Source organism: Streptomyces sp. 142MFCol3.1 (genome assembly GCF_000424945.1).
GTDB lineage: Bacteria > Actinomycetota > Actinomycetes > Streptomycetales > Streptomycetaceae > Streptomyces > Streptomyces siamensis.
This window is the reverse complement of record NZ_AUKV01000036.1, coordinates 42,382-63,872: the sequence shown is the minus strand read 5'-3', so window position 1 is coordinate 63,872 and position 21,491 is coordinate 42,382. Positions and strand designations below refer to the sequence as shown.

Here is a 21,491-nt window from a genome sequence, read left to right as displayed (position 1 = left end):
ACGGATGGGAGCGGTGGCCGGCTCACTTGCCGTACGCCAGCATCAACTTCTCCTTCGCGTCGTCCTGGCCCGTCAGCCGGGTGGTGGAGATGTAGAAACGCCCGTCGACGTAGTCGACCGCCTTCGAGAAGAAACCGTTCTCGATGTCCGCGGTGCCCTGCGGGTTCTGCAGCAGCGTGGTGGGCCGGTGGCCGCTCCCGGTCGTGGGGATCGAGACGATCCTGCCCCCGCCGTCGTACGACGGCTCGACGTACGCGATGAGGTTGGTGCCCTCCAACCTCATGGGCAGCATCGTCTCGTCCACCGGGGACTTGACGCGCCACTTCTCCTTGCCGGTCTCCAGGCTGAACGCGACGACCTCGTTGGCGCCGGTCTTCGCCTCGGTCGGCAGGTAGAGGGTGTTGGCGTCGGCGGCGGTGCCGAAGCAGCCCGTCAGATCGCGGTCGAGGACGGCGTATCCGCACTCGGGCGCGAAGGAGTCCTTGCTCTCCAGCTGCGAGCGCAGGCCGCCGTTGTTCTTCAGCGCGGTGACGTTGACCCGCTTCTTGTCGTCGTTGGTCATGTAGAGGACGACGGGGGCGACGGAGTAGGCGCGTTCGACCGTCCAGCCCTTGGGGATCTTCGTCGTCCACTTGGCCTTGCCGGTGGCCGGGTCCAGCTCCTGCACCTCGTCGTGCTTGTTGTCGCTGCCGACCGAGCAGGACGAGACGGCCACGAGCTTGGCGCCGCCCGCGAAGCCGGCGGGGTAGCAGCCCGTCCCGTACTTCTTCTTCTCCCAGAGCTTCTTGCCGCTGCCGACGTCGTAGGCCACGCCGGACATGGAACGGCCGACCATCAGCGTGTCGCCGGTGATGGACAGCTCCACCGAGATGGTGCTGTCGAAGAGTTCACCGTCGGGGACCTTGCCGCTCCAGCCCTTGGCGCCGGTGTTCAGGTCGATCTGCTGGAGCTGGTTGCACTTGGCGCTGCTGCCGGGGCCGCTCATGTACGCGATGACGGCCTTGTCGTCGGACGTCTTCTGCGGGGTGACCGCGCAGATCTTCTGCGGCATGGTCAGCGCGTCCCAAGTGGGCTTGCCGTCGGTGACGTTGAAGGCGAAGACCTGCTTGTACGCGGCCTTCACCGCCGCCTTGTCGGTGACCCACAGGCCGGGGGCGTCGGCACCGGAACCGGGCGCGTCGGGCCCCGACTTGTACCAGAGCACCTTGGCCTCGCCCGGCTTCCGGCCCTCGTTGAGGTTCTCCGAGTCCTCGCCGCCGTCACCGCTGCCGTCCCCGGGGTTGACCGGATCGTCGGAGACGGTGGGCTTCGGGCTGTGGCTCTTGTCGGCGACGGGCTTCTTGCCGTCGTCACCGCCGTCGGCGCTGACTGCCCAGACGGTGCCGCCGACGACGAGCAGCGCGGCCACCGCGGCGCCGATGACGACGGCGGGCCTGCCCTTGAAGGGGTTCTTGGAGCCGCCGCCGGGCGGCGGGGTGCCGGGCGCGCCCGGGTACTGGGCCTGGGGCGGGTATCCGTAACCGGGCTGCTGCGGCTGGCCGTAGGGGCCGGGCTGGGTGTACGGCCCGGGCTGCTGCGGCTGGCCGTACGGTCCCGGCTGACCGTAGGGGCCGGGCTGCTGCGGGTATCCGTAGCCGGGCTGCGGGGCACCGGCCGGCGGAGTCGGCACGGACGCGGGTGGCTGCGCGGGCGGCGGAGGCGTACCGAAGCCGCCCTGTGCGCGTGGGTCCTGCGGAGCGCCGAAACCGCCCTGCGGGGGCGGATCCTGTGGTGCTCCGAAACCGCCCTGCGGCGGCTGACCAGGCGGCTGACTCATCAGCGCTTCCCCCTCTTCACTGATGTGGCGCCCCACCGGCGGCGCTGGATTTCCGCTCTGTCCCGGTGGTTCTCAGACTGTTCTCAGACGGCCCTTTCTATCACTCTGTCGCGTACACGCAGGGGGTTGGTCCGGCCCCTGTTCCCAAGGGAGAACCGGCCTGTGATGCCGTCGTTACGCGCCTTCACGCGCTCTTCACGCCGGGCGCGCGCCGCCGCCGCACAGCACGGCGGCGCACCGTACGCCCCCGGTCACGCGTCCTCGGCGAGCTCCAGCCAGCGCAGTTCCAGATCGTCGCGCTCCCCCGCCAACTCGCGCAGCTCGGCGTCGAGCTTGGCCACCTTCCCGAAGTCGGTGGCGTTGTCGGCGATCTGGGCGTGCAGCTTGGTCTCCCTCTCGGAGATCTTGTCCAGCTGCCGCTCGATCCTCTGGAGTTCCTTCTTCGCGGCGCGGGCGTCGGCGGCGGACGCCGTCTTCGCGGGCGCGGGCGCGGCGGCGAGCACGGCGGCGGCCGCGGCCTCCTCCATCGCGCGGCGGCGCTCCAGGTACTCGTCGATGCCACGGGGCAGCATGCGCAGGGTGCCGTCGCCGAGCAGCGCGAACACGTTGTCCGTCGTGCGCTCGATGAAGAACCGGTCGTGGGAGATCACGACCATCGAGCCGGGCCACCCGTCGAGCAGGTCCTCCAGCTGGGTGAGCGTCTCGATGTCGAGGTCGTTGGTGGGCTCGTCGAGGAAGAGGACGTTGGGCTCGTCCATCAGCAGCCGCAGCACCTGGAGCCGGCGCCGCTCACCACCGCTCAGGTCGGCGACGGGCGTCCACTGCTTCTCCTTGTTGAAGCCGAACGTCTCGCACAGCTGACCCGCCGTCATCTCGCGCCCCTTGCCGAGGTCGACGCGGTCGCGCACCTGCTGTACGGCCTGCAGGACCCGCCAGTTCGGGTCCAGTTCGGCGACCTCCTGGGAGAGGTAGGCGAGCTTCACGGTCTTGCCGGTGACGATCCGGCCGGCCGCGGGCTGACGCTCCCCGTCGCTGCGGGCGGCCTCGGCCAGCGCGCGCAGCAGCGAGGTCTTGCCGGCGCCGTTCACACCGACCAGGCCGATCCGGTCGCCGGGGCCGAGCTGCCAGGTCAGGTGCTTGAGCAGCACCTTGGGCCCGGCCTGCACGGTCACGTCCTCCAGGTCGAAGACGGTCTTGCCGAGCCGGGAGCCGGCGAACTTCATCAGCTCGCTCTTGTCGCGCGGCGGCGGCACGTCGGCGATCAGTTCGTTCGCGGCCTCGACGCGGAAGCGGGGCTTGGAGGTGCGGGCGGGGGCGCCGCGGCGCAGCCAGGCGAGCTCCTTGCGCACCAGGTTCTGCCGCTTGACCTCCTCCGTGGCGGCGATGCGCTCGCGCTCGGCGCGGGCGAAGACGTAGTCGGAGTATCCGCCCTCGTACTCGTACACCGCGCCGCGCTGCACGTCCCACATGCGGGTGCAGACCTGGTCGAGGAACCAGCGGTCGTGGGTCACGCACACCAGCGCCGAGCGGCGCTCGCGCAGGTGCCGGGCGAGCCAGGCGATGCCCTCGACGTCGAGGTGGTTGGTCGGCTCGTCGAGGATGATCAGGTCCTGCTCCTCGATGAGCAGCTTGGCCAGCGCGATGCGTCGGCGCTCACCGCCGGACAGCGGGCCGATGACCGTGTCCAGGCCCTGCGGGAAGCCGGGCAGGTCCAGCCCGCCGAACAGGCCCGTCAGGACGTCCCGGATCTTGGCGTTGCCCGCCCACTCGTGATCGGCCATGTCCCGGATGACCTCGTGGCGGACGGTGGCCGCGGGGTCGAGGGAGTCGTGCTGCGTCAGGACACCGATGTGCAGGCCGCCGGAGTGGGTGACGCGTCCGCTGTCGGCCTCCTCCAGCTTGGCGAGCATCCGGATGAGGGTGGTCTTGCCGTCGCCGTTGCGTCCGACGACGCCGATCCGATCGCCCTCGCTGACGCCGAGGGAGACTCCGTCGAGCAGTGCACGGGTGCCGTACACCTTGCTGACGGACTCGACATTGACCAGATTGACGGCCATTTCTCTCCTGCCAAGGGGGACGATCGACCCTCAAGGGTAGTCCGCGCGGCGAAGGGGCCGAGCCAGGGCTTTCCCCGGTCCCCGCCGCACCGGCCGTTCCCTGGACGCGGGGCCGCCGCCCCCTCTGCTCCCGGCAGGCGCCGGGCGCACACTCCCCCGAGCCGCCGGCCGGGGCGCCACCAGGGCGCGAGGAACTGCGCGAGCAACCCACGACAAGCCGCACCCGCCCGGAAACGGTCGCCCGAGACGCGCCCGCGCCTCCGCAGGGGCGAGCGCGCAGTTCCCCGTGCCCCTGACGGGACGCACCCGAACCCCGGTCACCGCGCGCAGCGCACCTCCGCACCCGCCCCGGACGGGCGGGGGCCGTCCCCGGACACCGGGCGGTGTCCGGGGTGAGCGGCTCGCTACAGGACCGTCGCGCCCGGCGCCGGGCTCTCGGTGGCGCGCACCGACCGGCAGGTGCCGGAGGCACGCAGGGCCTCGGCGACCGCGTCCGCCGAGTCCGCGTCCGCCACGAGGAACGCGGTCGTCGGACCGGACCCGGAGACGAGCGAGGCGAGCGCGCCGGCCGCCCGGCCCGCGGCGAGGGTGCCGGCGAGCTCCGGGAAGAGCGAGAGGGCGGCAGGCTGGAGGTCGTTGGAGGCGGCGCGTGCGAGGGCACCGGCGTCGCCCTTCGCGAGGGCGTCCAGCAGTTCCTGCGAGGCGACCGGCTCGGGCACCCGCAGCCCCTCGTTCATCCGGTCGAACTCCCGGAACACCGCGGGCGTGGACAGGCCGCGCGCGGCCGTCGCGAAGACCCAGTGGAACGTCCCGCCGACCTCCAGGGCCCGCAGCTGCTCGCCCCGGCCGACGCCGAGCGCCGCCCCGCCCACCAGGCTGAACGGCACGTCGCTGCCCAGGTCGGCGCAGATGCCGAGGAGTTCGTCGCGTGAGGCGTCGGTGCCCCACAGCGCGTCGCAGGCGACCAGGGCGCCCGCGCCGTCCGCGCTGCCGCCCGCCATGCCGCCCGCGACGGGGATGTCCTTGGCGATGTGGATGTGGACGGCCGGGTCGATGCCGTGGCGGCGGCCGAGTTCGACGGCGGCACGGGCCGCCAGGTTCGTGCGGTCCAGGGGCACCTCGGCGGCGTCCGGGCCCGCGCAGGTGATGCGCAGCTCGTCGGCCGGGGTGACCGTCACCTCGTCGTACAGGCCGACCGCGAGGAAGACGTTCGCCAGGTCGTGGAAGCCGTCGGGGCGGGCGCCGCCGACCGCGAGCTGGACGTTGACCTTGGCAGGGACGCGTACCGTCACCGTCTGCGTCACGACTGGGCCGACTCCTCGTTCTCGGTGGTCTCGGTGGTCTCGGTGGTCTCGGTGGTCTCGGTGCCTGTGCCGGTGCCGCCGGGAGCGGCACGGTGCTCGGCGATACGGGCGAACTCCTCCACGGTCAGCGACTCCCCGCGGGCCTGCGGCGAGACGCCGGCGGCGACCAGCGCGGCCTCGGCCGCCGCCGCGGAGCCGGCCCAGCCGGCGAGGGCGGCCCGCAGGGTCTTGCGGCGCTGCGCGAACGCGGCGTCCACCACGGCGAACACCTCGCGCCTGGAGGCCGAGGTCTTGAGGGGCTCGGCGCGCCGGGTGAGCGCGACCAGTCCGCTGTCGACGTTGGGCGCGGGCCAGAAGACGTTGCGGCCGATGGACCCGGCCCGCTTCACCTCGGCGTACCAGTTCGCCTTGACCGACGGGACGCCGTACACCTTCGAGCCGGGCCCGGCCGCGAGCCGGTCGGCGACCTCCGCCTGGACCATCACGAGGGTGCGCTCGATGGTCGGGAAGGTTTCCAGCATGTGCAGCAGGACGGGCACGGCGACGTTGTACGGGAGGTTGGCGACCAGCGCGGTGGGGGGCGGGCCGGGCAGCTCCTGGACGTCCATCGCGTCGGAGTGGACCAGCGCGAACCGGTCCGCGCGCTCCGGCATGCGGGCCGCCACGGTCGAGGGCAGCGCCCCTGCCAGCACGTCGTCGATCTCGACGGCGACGACCCGGTCGGCGGCCTCCAGCAGCGCGAGCGTCAGTGAGCCGAGGCCTGGTCCCACCTCCACGACGACGTCGTCGTCGCGCACCTCGGCGGTGCGGACGATCCGGCGCACCGTGTTCGCGTCGATCACGAAGTTCTGGCCGCGCTGTTTGGTGGGGCGTACGCCGAGGGCTCCCGCGAGTTCACGGATGTCGGCGGGGCCGAGGAGGGCGTCGGGGGTGGGGCTGGTCACGGACCAAGCGTACGGGGGCGGCGGGCTCCGCCGTTCTCACGCCCCCGCCGCAGGGCCGCGGGCCGGGTGCTCACCCGTGCAGCCGGGCCCCGCAGTGCGGCCAGGGACTGGTTCCCCGCCGCACATACAACTTCTTCGCCCGGAGGGTCTGCTCGGCCGCGGGAGCGTCCTGGGGACGGCCCTTGCCGCCGAGGGCGTGCCAGGTGCGTTTGTCGAACTGGTAGAGCCCGCCGTAGGTGCCGGAGGGGTCGACCGCGTGGGGCCGGCCCCCGGACTCGCAGGCCGCGAGGGCGGCCCAGTCGAGGCCGTCGGCGCCGTCGACGGACACCGGGAGCGGCTTCGTGCCGACCTTCACCAGCTCCACCCGCGGCTCGCGCACCGTCTCGGCCTCGATGCGGCGCGGCCGCTCCCGGACGCCGTTGACGGTCCGCAGGGCGTAGGTGACCCGGCGCGCCCCGGGCCGCCCGGCCTGCTCGACGACCTCGGTGCCCTTGAACAGCGAGGGGTCCTGGGTCCTTCGCACCCCGTACGGGATGGCCTCCTCGCGGACCTCCCGGCTGCCGGTGATCCGCATGACGGTGACCGTCTGACCGTCGCGCGGGAAGCTGCCGGGCGGAGCGGAGGTCGTGTCCTGCCCGTGCAGGGTGATGCCGGCCTCCTCGACGGCCTCCCGGACGCTCGCCGCGTTCGTGCGGATGGTCCGTGCCCGGCCGTCCGCCATGATCGTCACCATGCGCTCGGTGCGGACGGCGAGGTCGAGGCCCGTACGCCCGATGGTCCGGGACCGCGACGCCGACAGGTACGCGCCCTCGGCGCGCACCCCCAGCTGTCTGAGCGCCCCGTCCACGGTGGGTTCCGTCGTCCACACCCGGCGCCGCTGCCCGTCGATGGTGAGCTCCACGGGACGCCCGTAGTGGACGGCGACCTCGTCGCCGCTGGCGAGCGGTGTGCCGGGAGCCGGTGCCACCACGTCGTGCGAGCCCACCCGCACGCCCTCCTCGGCGAGCAGCTCGGAGACGTCGTCCGCGAAGGTGTGCAGGGTGCGCGACTTCCCGTCGACGGTGAGTTCGATCGCCTTGTCGCTGGCGACGAACGCCGAGGTGCCGCCGGCCAGGAACGCGACGACGAGTGCCTGCGGGAGCAGCCGCCGGAGCGGGTCGGGGCGCTCGGCGGCCCGCCTGCGCCGGGCCGCGCGCCGCACCTCGGCCCGCCCGCCGGGCTGCGGCGCCCCCACGGCTGGCGACGGCCGGCCGGCGTCTTCGTCCGGGCCCTGCCGGGGCAGCCGGGGCTCCGTCGGCGCCTCGTGCCGGGGCAGCCGGGGCTCCGTCGGCGCCTCGTGCCGGGAAAGCAACGGCTCCGTCGGCGCCTCGTGCCGGGAAAGCAACGGCTCCGTCGGCGCCTCGTGCCGGGGCACCCGGGGCGACTCGTACGCGGGCCGGTAGGTGTCCGAGAAGGCGGGGCGGTACGGCTCCTCGCTCCCCTGCGGCGCCGCGGCGTCCGGGTACGGCGGTGTCTCGTCGTCGTACGGCGGCGCGTGCGGCGGCGTCTCGTCCGGGTGCGGCGCTCCCGTCGCATCGGTGGGGACACCAGTCGTTCCATACGTCTCGTACTGCGAGCTGCTCACGACGACACGCTCCAGGGTCCGGAATGGGCGACCAGAACCTAGCGGAGCGGTCGTCACTCTCCCAAGCAACGCGACTACGCTGTGTCGCGACACTCCCCCGCGAACGACCCGTGCGTGACCAGGGGGAACCCCGGGAACCGTTATCCGTCAGTAATCGAACGCGCGGGCAGTGTTGGCGGAGATCGAGGTCGCCAGCGCGTCCTCGTCGATACCGCGCACCTCGGCCATGGCGCGCACCGTGACCGGAATGAGATACGGCGCGTTGGGCCGTCCGCGGTACGGCGCGGGCGTCAGGAAGGGCGCGTCGGTCTCGACGAGCACCAGTTCCAGGGGCGCCACCGCCAGCGCGTCGCGCAGCGGCTGGGCGTTCTTGAAGGTCATGTTGCCGGCGAAGGACATGAAGTAGCCGGCGCCCGCGCAGATCGCGGCCATGTCCGCGTCGCCCGAGTAGCAGTGGAAGACGGTCCGCTCGGGAGCGCCCTCCTCCTTGAGGATGCGCAGCACGTCGGCGTGGGCGTCGCGGTCGTGGATGACGAGGGCCTTGCCGTGCCGTTTGGCGATCTCGATGTGGGCACGGAAGGAGCGCTCCTGCGCGGCCTTGCCCTCGGGGCCCGTGCGGAAGTAGTCCAGCCCGGTCTCGCCGACGCCCTTGACCTGCGGCAGCGCCGCGAGGCGGTCGATCTCGGCGAGCGCCTCGTCCAGCGCGGCCTCGCCGCCCGGGCGCCGTGCGCCCTGCCGGGACCAGCCGTCGGGGTCGCCGTGCACGATACGCGGCGCTTCGTTGGGGTGCAGGGCGACCGTCGCGTGGACGGCGTCGTACGCGGCGGCCGTCTCGGCGGCCCAGCGCGAGCCCTTCACGTCGCAGCCGACCTGGACGACCGTCGCGACTCCGACCGACGCGGCCTTGGCGAGGCCCTCCTCGACCGTGCCGGACTGCATGTCGAGATGGGTGTGCGAGTCGGCGACGGGCACCCGCAGGGGCTCGGGGAGCGGGGGTGCGGCGTTCTTGTCGGAGGCGGAGGAAGGCATGCCCCGATCCTACGAAAGGGGCATGCCTGCCCTCACCCGAGGAAGGTCATCCCGCCTTGCGGTGCTGGAACGGGTGCAGCAGGTCCGAGAGGTGCCAGTGGTGCGGCTCCTTCGGCTCCGCCGGGGCCGCGCCGTCGCCGCCCTGCTCCCGCGGTGCCCGCTCGGGCTGCCGGGGCACCGCACGGTGCTGGTGCGCGGCGTGCATGGAGTTCAGAGCGGAGGAGACCTGACCGGCGCGCATGATGCGCACCACATGGCTGTCGCAGTTGAGGCAGGTGGGCCGACTGAGCGGCGACGGCACGACGTGCCCGTTCGCCACGTACATCACGAACTCACTGCCCTCGGCGTCGAGGTGGTGCTCTATCTCGTACGACTGCTCCCAGCCGTGCCCGCAGCGCATGCAGGCGAAGGAGTACGACTCATGGACGACGGCGGTCGCCGCGCTGCGATGCCCGGTCTGTCCTGCGATCTCACTCATGCCGGCTCCTGTCGTCCGCTGGACGAGCGCCCCCGGCGAACGGGGGCGAGGGACGGGTGCGTCCCTTCAACCAGTGGACGCCGTCGCGCACGCGAACGCATCAGGCCTGTCGAGTGTTGGATCCGTTTTGGCCGTTCCTTGTCGGAAAGGTCCCGCGACCCGACCTGGGCTTTGCCTTGTGGCACAGCCCTTTGCCCTTCTATGGCGCGCTTCGTTCGGCATTCTTTGCCGCGACGACGGCATCGAAGACCCCACGTTTGGGAATACCTGCTTCCGCGGCCACCGCCGCGATCGCCTCCTTGCGCCGCTCCCCCGCCTCCTCACGCACCCGCACCCTGCGCACCAGCTCGGCGGCGTCCAGTTCCTCGGCGCCCTTCTGCGCGGCGCCCTCGACGACGACGGTGATCTCCCCGCGCACGCCCTCGGCGGCCCAGGCCGCGAGATCGCCCAGCGGACCCCGCTTGACCTCCTCGTACGTCTTCGTCAGCTCCCGGCAGACGGCGGCGCGCCGCTCCGTCCCGAACACCTCGGCCATCGCGGCGAGCGTGTCGTCGAGCCGGTGCGGGGCCTCGAAGTAGACGAGGGTGCGGCGCTCGTCGGCGACCTCGCGCAGCCGCGACAGGCGCTCGCCCGCCTTGCGCGGCAGGAAACCCTCGAAGCAGAAGCGGTCGACGGGCAGCCCCGACAGCGCCAGCGCGGTGAGCACGGCGGAGGGGCCGGGTACGGCGGTGACCTTGATGTCCTTCTCCACCGCGGCGGCGACCAGCCGGTAGCCGGGGTCCGACACGGACGGCATGCCGGCGTCGGTCACCAGCAGCACCCGCGCTCCGCCGGCCAGCGCCTCGACCAGCTCCGGTGTGCGGGCGGACTCGTTCCCCTCGAAGTAGGACACGACGCGCCCGGCGGGCTGCACGCCCAGGGCCTGGGTGAGCCGGCGCAGCCGGCGGGTGTCCTCGGCGGCGATCACGTCGGCCCCGGCCAGTTCCGCGGCGAGCCGCGGCGGCGCGTCCTCGATGTCGCCGATGGGGGTGCCTGCCAACACAAGGGTTCCTGTCACGGCTCCATCCTCGCAGGGCCCGGCGGCGTCGGTCGCCGCCCGCCCCGCCGCAGGCCCGCCCGGAGATCCGCGCGGGCGCCCGCCCGGGAATCCGGCCGCGCGCCCGCCCGGGAATCCGGCTCGGGCGTGCGGCCGGAATCGGGCTCGGGTGTCCGCCCGGACAGCGGCTTCCACCCATTTACGGCCGGTGCACGGGACTCCCACAGACCTGTTCCCTACGATGGCGCGGTGACCAGTACCGCGTCCTCCACGGACACCCGGCAGGGGCAGGCCACCGACGCGCAGTGGCCGTCGTGGCAGCTGCGGCTGCGCCGCTTCGGCTACACGGCGCTGCCCAGAAGCGATGTGCGCGACCGGCTCGTACCGCCGTACTCCGAGCCCAGCCCTCGCATCTGGGCCACGCTCGGGCTGCGCCACGAGGTCGCGGAGCGCATCACGCGCTGGTCCGGCTGGGGCGGCCCGCTGCTGGTGACCCTGATGGCCGGGCTGATGCGCTTCTGGCACCTGGGCAGCCCGAAGGCGGTGATATTCGACGAGACGTACTACGCCAAGGACGCCTGGGCGCTCATCCACCGCGGCTACGAGGTCAACTGGGCCAAGGACGCCAACGACCTGATCCTCCAGGGCAACGGCCATGTGACCGTCCCGAGCGACGCCGCCTACGTCGTGCATCCGCCCGTCGGCAAGTACGTCATCGGGCTCGGCGAGTGGATGTTCGGGTTCAACCCCTTCGGCTGGCGGTTCATGACCGCGCTGCTCGGCACGCTGTCGGTGCTGCTGCTGTGCCGGATCGGGCGACGGCTGTTCCGCTCGACCTTCCTCGGCTGCCTCGCGGGCGCGCTGATGGCGGTGGACGGCCTGCACTTCGTGATGAGCCGCACGTCGCTGCTCGACGGCGTGCTCATGTTCTTCGTGCTGGCCGCCTTCGGCTGCCTGGTCGTCGACCGCGACCACGCCCGCGCCCGGCTCGCGGCCGCGCTGCCCGCCGACGGGGACGGGGTGGTGCGCCCCGACGCGCACATCGCCGAGACGACCCGCCTCGGATGGCGGCCCTGGCGCTGGGGCGCGGGCCTGATGCTGGGCCTGGCCATCGGCACCAAGTGGAACGGCCTCTACATCCTCGCCGCGTTCTGCGTCATGGCGGTCCTGTGGGACGTGGCCTCGCGCCGCGTGGCGGGCGCCCGCCATCCCTACCTCGCGGCGCTCCGGCACGACACCGGCATCACGTTCCTCGCGACGGTCCCGGTCGCGCTGGCCGTCTACGTCACCTCCTGGCTCGGCTGGATCCTGTCCCCGGACAACGGCAGGGGCGGCTACTTCCGCAACTGGGCGGTGACCGACGGCAGGGGCGGTCACTGGACCTGGCTGCCCGACTGGCTGCGCAGCCTGTGGCACTACGAGCACGAGGTCTACAAGTTCCACGTCGGGCTGTCCTCGCCGCACACCTACCAGTCGAACCCGTGGAGCTGGCTCGTCCTCGGACGTCCGGTCTCGTACTTCTACGAGTCCCCGCTGCCCGGCAAGGACGGCTGCCCGGCCGACGCGGGCGACAAGTGCGCCCGCGAGGTGCTGGCGCTCGGCACCCCGCTCCTGTGGTGGGCGGCCTGCCTCGCGGTCCTCTACGTGCTGTGGCGCTGGGCGTTCCGCCGCGACTGGCGCGCGGGCGCGATCGCCTGCGGCATCGCGGCCGGCTATCTGCCCTGGTTCATGTACCAGGAACGCACGATCTTCTTCTTCTACGCCGTCGTCTTCGTGCCGTTCCTCTGCCTGGCCGTCGCCATGCTGATCGGCGCGATCCTCGGCCCACCCGGCTGCGGAGAACGCCGCCGCGTGATCGGCGCGGCCGGCGCCGGCGTCCTGGTCCTGCTGATCGCGTGGAACTTCATCTACTTCTGGCCCCTGTACACCGGCACCTCGATCCCCATAGACGACTGGAGATCGCGGATGTGGCTGGACACCTGGGTCTAGCTGGGCGGATACACCTAGAGGGCGCGGCCGGTGGCCGCGCCCTCTAGGTCGTTGTTGGCCGTCGATAAAGCGGGCATGAGTGCGCGCGGTATTTCGGAAAGCTTCCAGAGGATTGCCGATCAGGAGAATCCTCACGTTGGAGATCGGGCTCACTCATCACTCGCCCCGGTGAGCAAGATGAGTTTTTCCAAGTCCCACGCACCATCCCCGCCTTCCAGACACTTCTTGCAAATCTTCCTGGGGCTAACCAGTAAAGCTGCAGGAAATCACCCGCGTCGAGTTCGATGCCTACACGTTGGCAGTCGTATTGACCGAAGCTTCAATCCGTAACGCGGAAAACACCGTGCGCCCTCCGAATGGATGGGTGCATGCCAGTTCGACCTAAGCGGCAAACGGGGACCGTTTGGGAGTGGGCGCCACGGCGCTCGTTGAGAGAGGTGTACGGCCGTTGGAGAGCAGCAACCGGAAGCGAACGCGGTCCCGATGCGACCTAAACGAGTGGAGCATACTATTAAGGTGAGTAAGGCCTCGAAGCCCAGAAAGGCCAGTTGCCATGCACTGCTTTGACTGCCTTCTTACGAGTCGCGCTTCGACCGTTCCGCCATCTCCGGCAATAGCGCACGCCGTTTGCGCCCGATGTGGGGCCGGAATCTGCGCCAAGCATGCGCATGTCACCGCCGAGACGCTCGTCGACTCAATCGACTCCTCCAGCCCAGCACCCAAAGCCAGACGACTGACGTGCGAGGAGTGCTACCAAGCGGAGACTGCGGCCGCCGGTCGGTGACTGATATCGCGGCCACGGAGTTTGTGCAGCGCACACCCCCTCGAAGCGCAAGCCTGGGCAAGATCGCGGCCCACAGGCGGCCCGAGCCGCATGAGACGGCCCCAGTCAGAGGCAAACGGCCTGGTCGAGGCCCTGCCCGGCCGGATCACGCGGACTTCATCTCCTTCTGGCCCCTGTACACCGGCACCTCGATCCCCATGGACGACTGGAGATCGCGGATGTGGCTGGACACCTGGGTCTAGCCGCGCGGACATACGACGCCGGGCATACGACGACGGCGCGGCGGACTGCCGCGCCGTCGTCGTTGCCGGCTGTCGCGGGCCGCCTCGTACGTCGACTGCCCCTGGCCGTCCTCGTACGCCCCGCGGACCACCCCGGCTAGTCGAACTTCGTGACCAGGCCTCCGGTCCGTGCCTGCTCGTTCGTGATCCGCTGCTTCCGGTGCCAGCCGACCTGCACCGAGTACGACGCCGATCCGCCCGGCACCCCGCGCACGGCGATCGGGAAGACACACGCCGAGGAGTGGTCGTAGGCGCCGCTTCCGAGCGACCCGGTCGCGACGACCCGGCCTGCCGAGTCGTAGACGGTCACCAGTGCGCCCTTGTCGAGGTCGCTGAGCTCGTGACTGCCGCTGCAGGACCCGGAGGCTGGGGGACCGCCCTTGATGCGCACCTGTCCCACCAGGGTGAACGCCCGGTCGTCGTCGGACCCGGACAGATTCCAGGCCAGCGCGACCGCACCCGAACCGACCACGAGCCCGGCGACCGCCGACGCCACCAGGGCGCCCCGGAACCGACGCCCCCGTGCCCTGCCGGACCCCGCCGGCGCCGAGGCGGGCGGCGGAGCGACCCCGCCGTCGACTGGTTCATCAGACATGTGCGCAGCATGGCATCGAGCGGCACCGCCGTAACGTCACAGTCGCATCACAGCCACCGCCCGCCCGTCCCCCGGTCCGCCGAGGGCGACTCGGCCGGCCGATCGCCGAGAAGCGAGGGCGCGGCAACCCGCCGCACCCTCGCGCCCGTTCACACAAACCCATGAATGAACAGTGTTCAGCGTTGTGGCCCGCTGTCTGGTTCGGTCCCGTTTCTGATCTCTCTTCGGACAACATCTGGAAACTCCGGTCACGGCCGTCACTTCCCGGGCCTACAGTGCGAAGGCCTACGGGGAGGGGCGGCGCGATGCGCAGAGGGGCGAAGGCTGTCGTCATCGGCAGCGTGTTCACGGTGATGGTGGGGGGCGCCGGGTACGGCGCGTACAACCTGGTGACCGCGGTCAGCGGGGACGGGGGCACGGCCGGGCCGGACCCCGTGAAGACCGGCCCGCCGAGCGGCGCGGAGGTCAAGGAGACCAGCCGCGCCTTCTTCACGGCCTGGGAGAAGGGCGAGGCGGCCAAGGCCGCGCAGTACACCAACTACGCGACGGCGGCCGAGACGTTGCTGGCCTCCTACGGCGCCGAGGCCCGTCTCACGAAGGTACGGATCACACCGGGCACGCCGTCCGGCACGACCGTGCCGTTCTCGGTCAGCGCGACGGTGTCGTACGAGGGGAAGAGCAAGCCCTTCTCGTACGACTCCGAACTGAGCGTCGTGCGGGGCGAGACGACGGGGAAGGCGCTGGTCGGCTGGAAGCCTTCCGTCATGCACCCCGACCTGAAGAACGGGGACACGCTGGTCACGGGCGAGTCGGCGAGCCCGGCGATCGAGGCCGTGGACCGGAACAACGCCGTCCTGACGAAGGAGAAGTACCCCTCTCTGGGGCCGATCCTGGACGCGTTGCGCGACAAGTACGGTGACACGGCGGGCGGTTCGCCCGGGATCGAGCTGGCCGTCCGGCACGGCGACCAGAGCCCGGACACCCCGCTGGTGGTGCTCGCGAAGGGGCGCGCGGGCAAGGTCCGCACCACACTCAGCGCGAACGCGCAGGCCGCCGCGGAGAAGGCCGTCCGCCAGTACGACGAGTCGTCGGTGGTGGCCGTGAAGCCGAGCACCGGCGAGGTCCTCGCGGTCGCCAACCACCGCGAGGACGGCTTCAACGCGGCCTTCCTCGGCAAGCTCGCCCCCGGCTCCACCATGAAGATCATCAGCGCCGCCATGTTCATCGACCGCGGCGTCACGACGGCGACGGGGCCCGCGCCCTGCCCGCCCCAGGCCGTGTGGCAGAGCCAGACCTTCCACAATCTGAAGAACATGCAGCCCAACGAGAACGCCACGCTGTCCGAGTCGTTCGCGCGCTCGTGCAACACGGCGTTCGTGAAGTACGCGGACGACCTCAAGGTCGACTGGCTCACGAACGAGGCGCAGCAGAACTTCGGCCTCGGCCAGAACAACTGGAAGACCGGGATCCCGTCCTTCGACGGCTCCGTCCCCGCCTCCGGGGGCCCCGACACGGCCGCCAACCTGATCGGCCAGGGCCAGGTCCAGATGTCGCCGTTGAACATGGCCTCGGTGACGGCCACCGCCATGACGGGCGTCTTCCGGCAGCCGGTCATCGTGCCGCGCGCCCTCGACGACCGTGAGCTGGCCAAGGCCAGGGGCCTGTCCGCGGGCACGGTCGCCCAGCTGCGAGCCATGATGAACCGCACCGCGATCAGCGGTACCGCCGCCCAGGTGATGGCCGGGCTCGGCCCGGACTACGGCGCCAAGACCGGTTCCGCCGAGGTCGACGGCCAGACGAAGTCGAACAGCTGGTTCACCGGCTACCGCAACGACGTCGCGGCGGCCGCGATGACCCAGGAGGGCGGTCACGGGGGCGACGCCGCCGGCCCGATCGTCGCAGCTGTGCTACGAACAGGTGGCTGAAGTCACCCTTCACGGCGCGGGACCCTAGGGTGGTGGTCATCGTTGGAAACGTGAGGCCACGGGGGAACCAGGGTATTCAGCGGAGGACGAGCAGCTGTGGGCAAGAGAAGACGCGTCGCCGAGCGGCGGAAGACGAAGCAGCCCGCCGTGCTCGGCGGGGTGATCGCCGTCGTCGCGATCGGCGGGGCGTTCGGCGTCCACAGCCTGTACGACGGCGGGGCGGCGGCGGACGAGGGATCGCGGGCCACCACCCGCAAGGCCGTGAAGACGGGTCCGCTGTCCGCGGCCGAGGTGCACAAGGCCTCGGCGGCCTTCCTCACCGCCTGGCAGAGCGGCGACGTCGCGAAGGCCGCAGCGGCCACCGACGACTCGGCCTCCGCGGCCACCGCGCTGACCGGCTACGCCAAGGAGGCGCACATCACCGGTGTGACGCTGACCGGCGGCACGCGCTCGGGCGCCGCCGTCCCGTTCTCCGTCAAGGCCACCGTCACGTACAAGGGCAGGAGCAAGCCCCTCGCGTACGAGTCCAAGCTGACGGTCGTGCGGCGCGCGAAGGACGGCGTCCCGCTGGTCGGCTGGGCGTCGTCCGTAGTCCACCCGGACCTCCAGGACGGCGACCGGCTCGTCACCGGCGAGTCGGGCACGCCCCCGGTCAAGGCCCTCGACCGTGAGGGCAAGGAGCTGACCGCCGCGAAGTACCCCTCGCTGGGCACCGTCCTCGACGGGCTGCGCGAGAAATACGGCAAGACGGCCGGCGGCAAGGCGGGCATCGAGCTGCGCGTGGTCCGCAAGGCCGCGAAGAAGGGCACACAGAAGACCCCCGACAAGACCCTGCTGACGCTGAGCGAGGGCACACCGGGCACCGTGGAGACGACGCTCAGCCCCGCCCTCCAGTCGGCCGCCGAGCGTCAGGTGGCCGCCAAGGAGAAGGCCTCGGTGGTCGTGATGCGCCCGTCGACGGGTGAGATCCTCGCCGTCGCGAACACGAATCACGGCTTCAACACCGCCTTCCAGGGCTCCCTCGCGCCCGGCTCCACGATGAAGGTCATCACGGCGTCGCTGCTGTTCGACAAGGGGCTCGCCTCCGCCGACAAGCAGCACCCGTGCCCCAAGACCGCGACGTACGGCGGCTGGAAGTTCCACAACGACGACGACTTCGAGATCAAGAACGGCACGTTCAAGACGAGCTTCGCCCGGTCCTGCAACACGGCCTTCATCACCCAGGCGAAGAAGCTGAAGAACGACGACCTGACCAAGCAGGCCCAGCAGGTCTTCGGGATCGGCCTGAACAACTGGTCCATCGGGGTGCCGTCCTTCGACGGCGCCGTGCCGGTGCAGAGCGCCGCGCAGATGGCGGCGGAGCTGATGGGCCAGGGCGGCGTCCGCATGAACCCGCTGAACATGGCCTCGGTCGCCTCGACCGTCAAGGCCGGCACCTTCCACCAGCCCTACCTGGTCGCGCCGTCGGTGGACCACCGCACCCTGGCCGAGGCGGGCCGCACGATGTCCGCCTCGACCCTCTCGCAGCTGCGCGAGGTCATGCAGTTCACGGCGGCGTACGGCACGGCCGCGGAGGCGATGTCCGGCCTCGGCCCGGACTACGGCGCCAAGACCGGCTCCGCCGAGGTCGACGGCCAGAAGAAGCCGAACGGCTGGTTCACCGCGTGGAAGGGCGACCTCGCGGCGGCGGGTGTCGTGCAGCAGGGCGGGCACGGCGGCGACACGGCCGGACCGATCGTGGCGGCCCTGCTCAAGAGCGGAAGCTAGACCGGCCCGAAGAGCGCTGTCGGTGGCCGGCTCTACGCTCCGGGCATGACGTTCCCGCTCCCCGACCGACTGCCCGCCGGCCACCTCATACGCACCCCGGACGGCACCCCGGTCATGTGGTGCTCCGAGAGCCCCCCGGCCGACCCGCACGCGGCCTGGATCGGCCATCAGCGCCGGCAGGCCGCCACCGGTCTGCTGCCGGTCCTCTGCTACCGCGACGTCCGCCCGACCCCCTTCGACCCCGCGGACGTCGACGCCTTCGACCTCGAAGGCGAACTGGCCAAGAACTGGGCCGAGTACCGCCGGCGCAGGTTCGCCGTGTCCGACGGGCCGTCGGAGCCGTTCGACTGCCCCGAGGACGTCGAGCCGTGGGAAGACGACCCCGGCCCGCCCTTCGAGCAGTGGCCCGGACTCGCCCCGGCCACCCTGCCCGCTGGCGGCGTCGACCCCGACGAGGCCGCCCGGGCCGCCTTCGCGCACCTCGTGGACGACGACCCGTACGCGCTGACGGAAGCCCGCCTCGGGCTGGTCGCCGCGGAGCGGAGCGCCGACATCCCCGCGCTCCTCGACTGGTACGGCGGCGCTCCGAAGACCTTGCTGTGCGCCCTGCTGCGCAGCTGGGAGGACCGCTTCGGGGCCCGGGTCCTCACCCTGGTGGGGGCGACGCTGTACGTCTCCGTGGCGAGCCCGCCGCACACCCGGGAACAGGCCGAACGCGTCGCTCTCGAACACCTCCTGACCACGGCCGACAACATCGTGGACGACCCGCCGACGCCATTCCCCCGGTACGCGCAGTCCCTCGTCGGCGCCCCGCTGTGGCGCTTCTGGTGGGACTAGGCCCCTGTCCGACGATTCCCGGCGGCGGACCGGGCTCCGGTGCGGCCCGGTCCGTGCGCGGGGGCGGCCGGAAGTCGTTCGCGTGCCGCGTACACCGGCCGCTAGCGTGCTGCTCATGACCGCCACGGAAGACAACGCCGCCCACCCACGTTTCGCCGAGGCCCTCACGGAGCTGGGGCTGGACGAGCTGAACGGACGCATCCGCCGCTTCCCCGACGCGACCCGTACCGCCGCCGAGGCGGCCGCCGCGATCGGTTGCGAGCTGAGCCAGATCTGCAAGTCGCTGATCTTCGCGGCGGACGGTGTGCCGGTGCTCGTGCTCATGGACGGCGCGTCCCGGGTCGACGTGGAACTCGTCCGCAAGGAGCTCGGAGCAGAGAAGGTGACCCGGGCCCAGGCCGCCGTGGTGCGGGAGAGCACGGGGTACGCGATCGGCGGCGTACCGCCGTTCGGCCACCGCACCAGGACCCGTGTCCTGGCCGACCGTTCGCTGCTCGCCCACGACACGGTGTGGGCCGCGGCGGGCACCCCGTACGTCGTCTTCCCGATGGACCCCGAGAGCCTGGTCGCACACGCCGGGGCGACGCTGGCGGACGTGCGCGAGCAGACCGCGTGACCCCTGTCGTCACCGCGGCCGTCCTGCTCGCCGCGGTCACCCACGCCTGCTGGAACGCGATCGCGCACCGCATCAGCGACAAGCTCGTCGGCTTCACGCTGATCGCGGGCGGCGGCATGCTGATCGGCCTCGCCCTGGTGCCGTTCGTGCCGTTCCCCGCGTCAGGGGCCTGGCCGTACCTGATCGCGTCGGCCGTGATCCATGTCGCGTACTACGTGCTGCTGATGCGTTCGTTCCGGCTCGGTGACTTCGGGCAGGCCTATCCGATCGCCCGCGGCACCGCCCCGCTGATCGTCACCGCGCTCGCGGCGGTCTTCGCGCACGAGGTGCCGGACGGCTGGGCGGCGGCGGGCATCGCACTGTCCTGCGCGGGACTGACGGGTGTGGCCCTGTGGGGGCTGCGCGGGCACCGACCCAACTGGGCGGCGATCGGGGCGGCGTTGGCGACGGGCGCGTCGATCGCCGCGTACACCGTGGTCGACGGTCTGGGCGTGCGCGCCTCGGGCTCCTCCCTCGCGTACATCGCCTGGCTGATGGCCGTCGAGGGCGTCGTGATCCCGGCGTACGCCGTGCACCGCTGGCGCGGCGAACTCGTCTCCGTGCTGCGGCCGTTCGCGGCGGTCGGCTTCCTCGGCGCGGCGCTCTCCGTCGCGGCGTACGGGCTGGTCCTGTGGGCGCAGACCCGCGCGGAGCTCGCGCCGATCGCCGCTCTGCGGGAGTCCTCGATCATCGTGGGCGCGGCCATCGGCGCCGTCTTCTTCAAGGAGCGGTTCGGGGTGACCCGGATCGCGGCGGCCGGACTGCTGGTCGTGGGCATCGGCCTGATGCTGCACACCGGTTAGGGCCGGGAGGGCCCGGCCGGCACGCGCGCGCCCCGTGGGGCGTCAGGCGTCGACCGACGCGCGGACCGCCCGGACCAGTGCCTGTGCCCGCGCGTCCGCGGTCACGCTCTTGCGGAAGCCGTTGGTGACGTAGCCGAACGCGATGCCCGACTCGGGGTCGGCGAAGCCGAGGGGGCCGCCGCGCCCGGGGTGGCCGAAGGATCCCGGGGACAGCAGGGGCGAGGCCGAGCCGTGCAGCATGTAGCCGAGGCCGAAGCGGGTGCCCACGACCAGGACACGGTCGGGGCCCGCCGACTGTTCCGTGCGCGCGGCCGACACCGTGTCGGGGGAGAACAGCCCGACGCCGTCCACTTCGCCGATCAGCGCGGCGTAGAAGCGGGCCAGGCCGTCCGCCGTGGCGATGCCGTTGGAGGCGGGCATGACGGCCGCCCGGTAGGTGGGGTCGTTCTCGTCCGGCGGCGGGGTGATGACCTTGAAGGCCCTGCTGGTGAGGCTCTCCGGGTCGGCGTACGCCTCGAAGACGGCCCGCTTGGGCCGGGTCCGCAGGCCGCCCGGCGCCGGTGGGGCCTCGACCTGCGCGACCCGCCCGACCCGTCCGGTCTCCGTGTCCGGCAGCCCGACCCACAGGTCCAGCCCCAGCGGCCCGGCGATCTCGTCCGCGATCCACGCGCCGATCGTGCGCCCGGTCACCCGCCGGACCAGTTCGCCGGTCAGCCAGCTGTAGGTGTGCGCGTGGTAGCCGTGCTCCGTCCCCGGTTCCCACGCCGGAGCCTGCCGGGCCACGGCCGCGGCGGCCAGGTCCGGGTCGCCGGCCTCGGCGGGGGTGAGCGGGCGGTCCAGGACGGGCACCCCGGCCCGGTGCGCGAGCAGGTGCCGGACGAGCGTGTGTTCCTTGCCGTGCGCCTTGTACTCCGGCCAGTAGTGGCCGACGGGGGCGTCCAGGTCGAGTTCGCCGCGCTGGGCGAGCAGCAGCAGTACGGCGGCGGCGACGCCCTTCGTCGCGGAGCGCACGATCTGCGCGGTGCCGTGCTGCCAGGGTTCGGTGCCGTCGACGTCGCGGGTGCCGCCCCACAGGTCGACCACGCGCCGGCCGTCGCGGTACACGGTGACGGCGGCGCCCCGGTCCCCGAGGAGCTCGAAGTTGCGTACGAACGCCTCCCTGACCGGCTCGAAGCCCTCGGCCACTGTGCCGTTCACGTCCACGCCCGCGCTCCTGTCACCCACTCGTACCGCTGCCGACGGTCAGTGCAACACGCACGTACCGGCTCCGATTCCTGGGCCGGGCGCTTCGCGGCCGAGCGAGCCCGCGCCGCCTTCCCGGCCCGCGCCGCCAGGCGGCCCGGCTCCTCCCGGGGCCGCTCGGCCCCGGCGCCGCACAGCCCCGTGGCCTCCAGCAGCGCCTGCGGCACGTCCGCCGCACGTCCGCCGCACGTTCGCGGAGCATCTCCCCGCGCCCGGTGAGCGCGACGAGCACGGAGCGTTCGCCGCGCTCCGAGCGCTCGCGGCGCACCATCCCCGCCGACTCCGGACACGTGAGGAGCGACGACACCGTGCCGTGGTCGAGGTG

General features: G+C 72.1%; 16 protein-coding genes. 6 read left to right on the top strand and 10 right to left on the bottom strand.

The window, feature by feature from the left end; all coding sequences use genetic code 11:
* Positions 1 to 22: 22 nt before the first annotated feature.
* The 8 genes from H305_RS0137025 to rsmI form a co-directional block, all read right to left on the bottom strand.
* A complete protein-coding gene (locus H305_RS0137025; protein WP_028804891.1) occupies positions 23 to 1,816 on the bottom strand; it encodes a PQQ-binding-like beta-propeller repeat protein in 1,794 nt (597 codons plus the stop codon).
* A 251-nt stretch (positions 1,817 to 2,067) separates the two neighbouring features.
* On the bottom strand, positions 2,068 to 3,873 hold the full coding sequence (locus H305_RS0137020) for an ABC-F family ATP-binding cassette domain-containing protein (RefSeq protein WP_028804890.1): 1,806 nt from the start codon (positions 3,871 to 3,873) through the stop codon (positions 2,068 to 2,070).
* A gap of 404 nt (positions 3,874 to 4,277) precedes the next feature.
* Entirely contained in the window at positions 4,278 to 5,177 is a 900-nt protein-coding gene (locus H305_RS0137015; RefSeq protein ID WP_028804889.1) for a 4-(cytidine 5'-diphospho)-2-C-methyl-D-erythritol kinase, read from the bottom strand.
* The gene (rsmA, locus tag H305_RS48185; RefSeq protein WP_051371391.1) at positions 5,174 to 6,121 is read right to left on the bottom strand and encodes a 16S rRNA (adenine(1518)-N(6)/adenine(1519)-N(6))-dimethyltransferase RsmA; all 948 of its coding nucleotides are present in this window, start codon (positions 6,119 to 6,121) and stop codon (positions 5,174 to 5,176) included. Before rsmA ends, H305_RS0137015 begins: the two co-directional genes overlap by 4 nt.
* Before the next feature lie 70 nt (positions 6,122 to 6,191).
* Positions 6,192 to 7,745 (bottom strand): ubiquitin-like domain-containing protein, encoded by a 1,554-nt coding sequence (locus H305_RS0137005; protein ID WP_028804888.1) that lies wholly within the window; start codon positions 7,743 to 7,745, stop codon positions 6,192 to 6,194.
* A 147-nt stretch (positions 7,746 to 7,892) separates the two neighbouring features.
* Positions 7,893 to 8,774, bottom strand: coding sequence for a TatD family hydrolase (locus H305_RS0137000; protein ID WP_028804887.1), 882 nt, complete (start codon positions 8,772 to 8,774; stop codon positions 7,893 to 7,895).
* 46 nt (positions 8,775 to 8,820) lie between these two features.
* Positions 8,821 to 9,252, bottom strand: a complete 432-nt coding sequence (locus H305_RS0136995) for a hypothetical protein (protein ID WP_028804886.1) — start codon at positions 9,250 to 9,252, stop codon at positions 8,821 to 8,823.
* A 199-nt stretch (positions 9,253 to 9,451) separates the two neighbouring features.
* Positions 9,452 to 10,309, bottom strand: coding sequence for a 16S rRNA (cytidine(1402)-2'-O)-methyltransferase (gene rsmI / locus H305_RS0136990; RefSeq protein WP_028804885.1), 858 nt, complete (start codon positions 10,307 to 10,309; stop codon positions 9,452 to 9,454).
* Positions 10,310 to 10,537: 228 nt separating this feature from the next.
* Here rsmI and H305_RS0136985 point away from each other — a divergent pair, with 228 nt between their 5' ends.
* Entirely contained in the window at positions 10,538 to 12,277 is a 1,740-nt protein-coding gene (locus tag H305_RS0136985; protein WP_028804884.1) for a dolichyl-phosphate-mannose--protein mannosyltransferase, read from the top strand.
* A gap of 1,162 nt (positions 12,278 to 13,439) precedes the next feature.
* On the opposite strand, the gene H305_RS49625 is transcribed toward H305_RS0136985, so the two are convergent.
* The gene (locus H305_RS49625; RefSeq protein WP_158690649.1) at positions 13,440 to 13,937 is read right to left on the bottom strand and encodes a hypothetical protein; all 498 of its coding nucleotides are present in this window, start codon (positions 13,935 to 13,937) and stop codon (positions 13,440 to 13,442) included.
* 305 nt (positions 13,938 to 14,242) lie between these two features.
* Here H305_RS49625 and H305_RS0136970 point away from each other — a divergent pair, with 305 nt between their 5' ends.
* The 5 genes from H305_RS0136970 (at position 14,243) to H305_RS0136950 (ending at position 19,924) form a co-directional block, all read left to right on the top strand.
* The gene (locus H305_RS0136970; protein ID WP_028804883.1) at positions 14,243 to 15,862 is read left to right on the top strand and encodes a penicillin-binding transpeptidase domain-containing protein; all 1,620 of its coding nucleotides are present in this window, start codon (positions 14,243 to 14,245) and stop codon (positions 15,860 to 15,862) included.
* Between the two features lie 96 nt (positions 15,863 to 15,958).
* A complete protein-coding gene (locus tag H305_RS0136965) occupies positions 15,959 to 17,629 on the top strand; it encodes a penicillin-binding transpeptidase domain-containing protein (protein WP_028804882.1) in 1,671 nt (556 codons plus the stop codon).
* A gap of 45 nt (positions 17,630 to 17,674) precedes the next feature.
* The gene (locus H305_RS0136960; protein ID WP_078629431.1) at positions 17,675 to 18,466 is read left to right on the top strand and encodes a DUF4253 domain-containing protein; all 792 of its coding nucleotides are present in this window, start codon (positions 17,675 to 17,677) and stop codon (positions 18,464 to 18,466) included.
* Positions 18,467 to 18,581: 115 nt separating this feature from the next.
* Positions 18,582 to 19,082, top strand: coding sequence for a YbaK/EbsC family protein (locus H305_RS0136955; RefSeq protein ID WP_028804880.1), 501 nt, complete (start codon positions 18,582 to 18,584; stop codon positions 19,080 to 19,082).
* Positions 19,079 to 19,924, top strand: coding sequence for a DMT family transporter (locus H305_RS0136950; RefSeq protein WP_028804879.1), 846 nt, complete (start codon positions 19,079 to 19,081; stop codon positions 19,922 to 19,924). Before H305_RS0136955 ends, H305_RS0136950 begins: the two co-directional genes overlap by 4 nt.
* Positions 19,925 to 19,966: 42 nt before the next feature.
* Here the strand turns inward: H305_RS0136950 and H305_RS0136945 are convergent, their stop codons facing one another.
* Positions 19,967 to 21,127, bottom strand: a complete 1,161-nt coding sequence (locus tag H305_RS0136945; protein WP_028804878.1) for a serine hydrolase domain-containing protein — start codon at positions 21,125 to 21,127, stop codon at positions 19,967 to 19,969.
* Positions 21,128 to 21,491: the final 364 nt, after the last annotated feature.

Bases quoted from the DNA above. Each gene is read 5' to 3' on its own strand.
- H305_RS0137025 (WP_028804891.1), bottom strand. From the start codon at position 1,816: ATGAGTCAGCCGCCTGGTCAGCCGCCGCAGGGCGGTTTCGGAGCACCA.
- H305_RS0137020 (WP_028804890.1), bottom strand. From the start codon at position 3,873: ATGGCCGTCAATCTGGTCAATGTCGAGTCCGTCAGCAAGGTGTACGGC.
- H305_RS0137000 (WP_028804887.1), bottom strand. From the start codon at position 8,774: ATGCCTTCCTCCGCCTCCGACAAGAACGCCGCACCCCCGCTCCCCGAG.
- H305_RS0136995 (WP_028804886.1), bottom strand. From the start codon at position 9,252: ATGAGTGAGATCGCAGGACAGACCGGGCATCGCAGCGCGGCGACCGCC.
- H305_RS49625 (WP_158690649.1), bottom strand. From the start codon at position 13,937: ATGTCTGATGAACCAGTCGACGGCGGGGTCGCTCCGCCGCCCGCCTCG.
- H305_RS0136970 (WP_028804883.1), top strand. From the start codon at position 14,243: ATGCGCAGAGGGGCGAAGGCTGTCGTCATCGGCAGCGTGTTCACGGTG.
- H305_RS0136960 (WP_078629431.1), top strand. From the start codon at position 17,675: ATGACGTTCCCGCTCCCCGACCGACTGCCCGCCGGCCACCTCATACGC.
- H305_RS0136955 (WP_028804880.1), top strand. From the start codon at position 18,582: ATGACCGCCACGGAAGACAACGCCGCCCACCCACGTTTCGCCGAGGCC.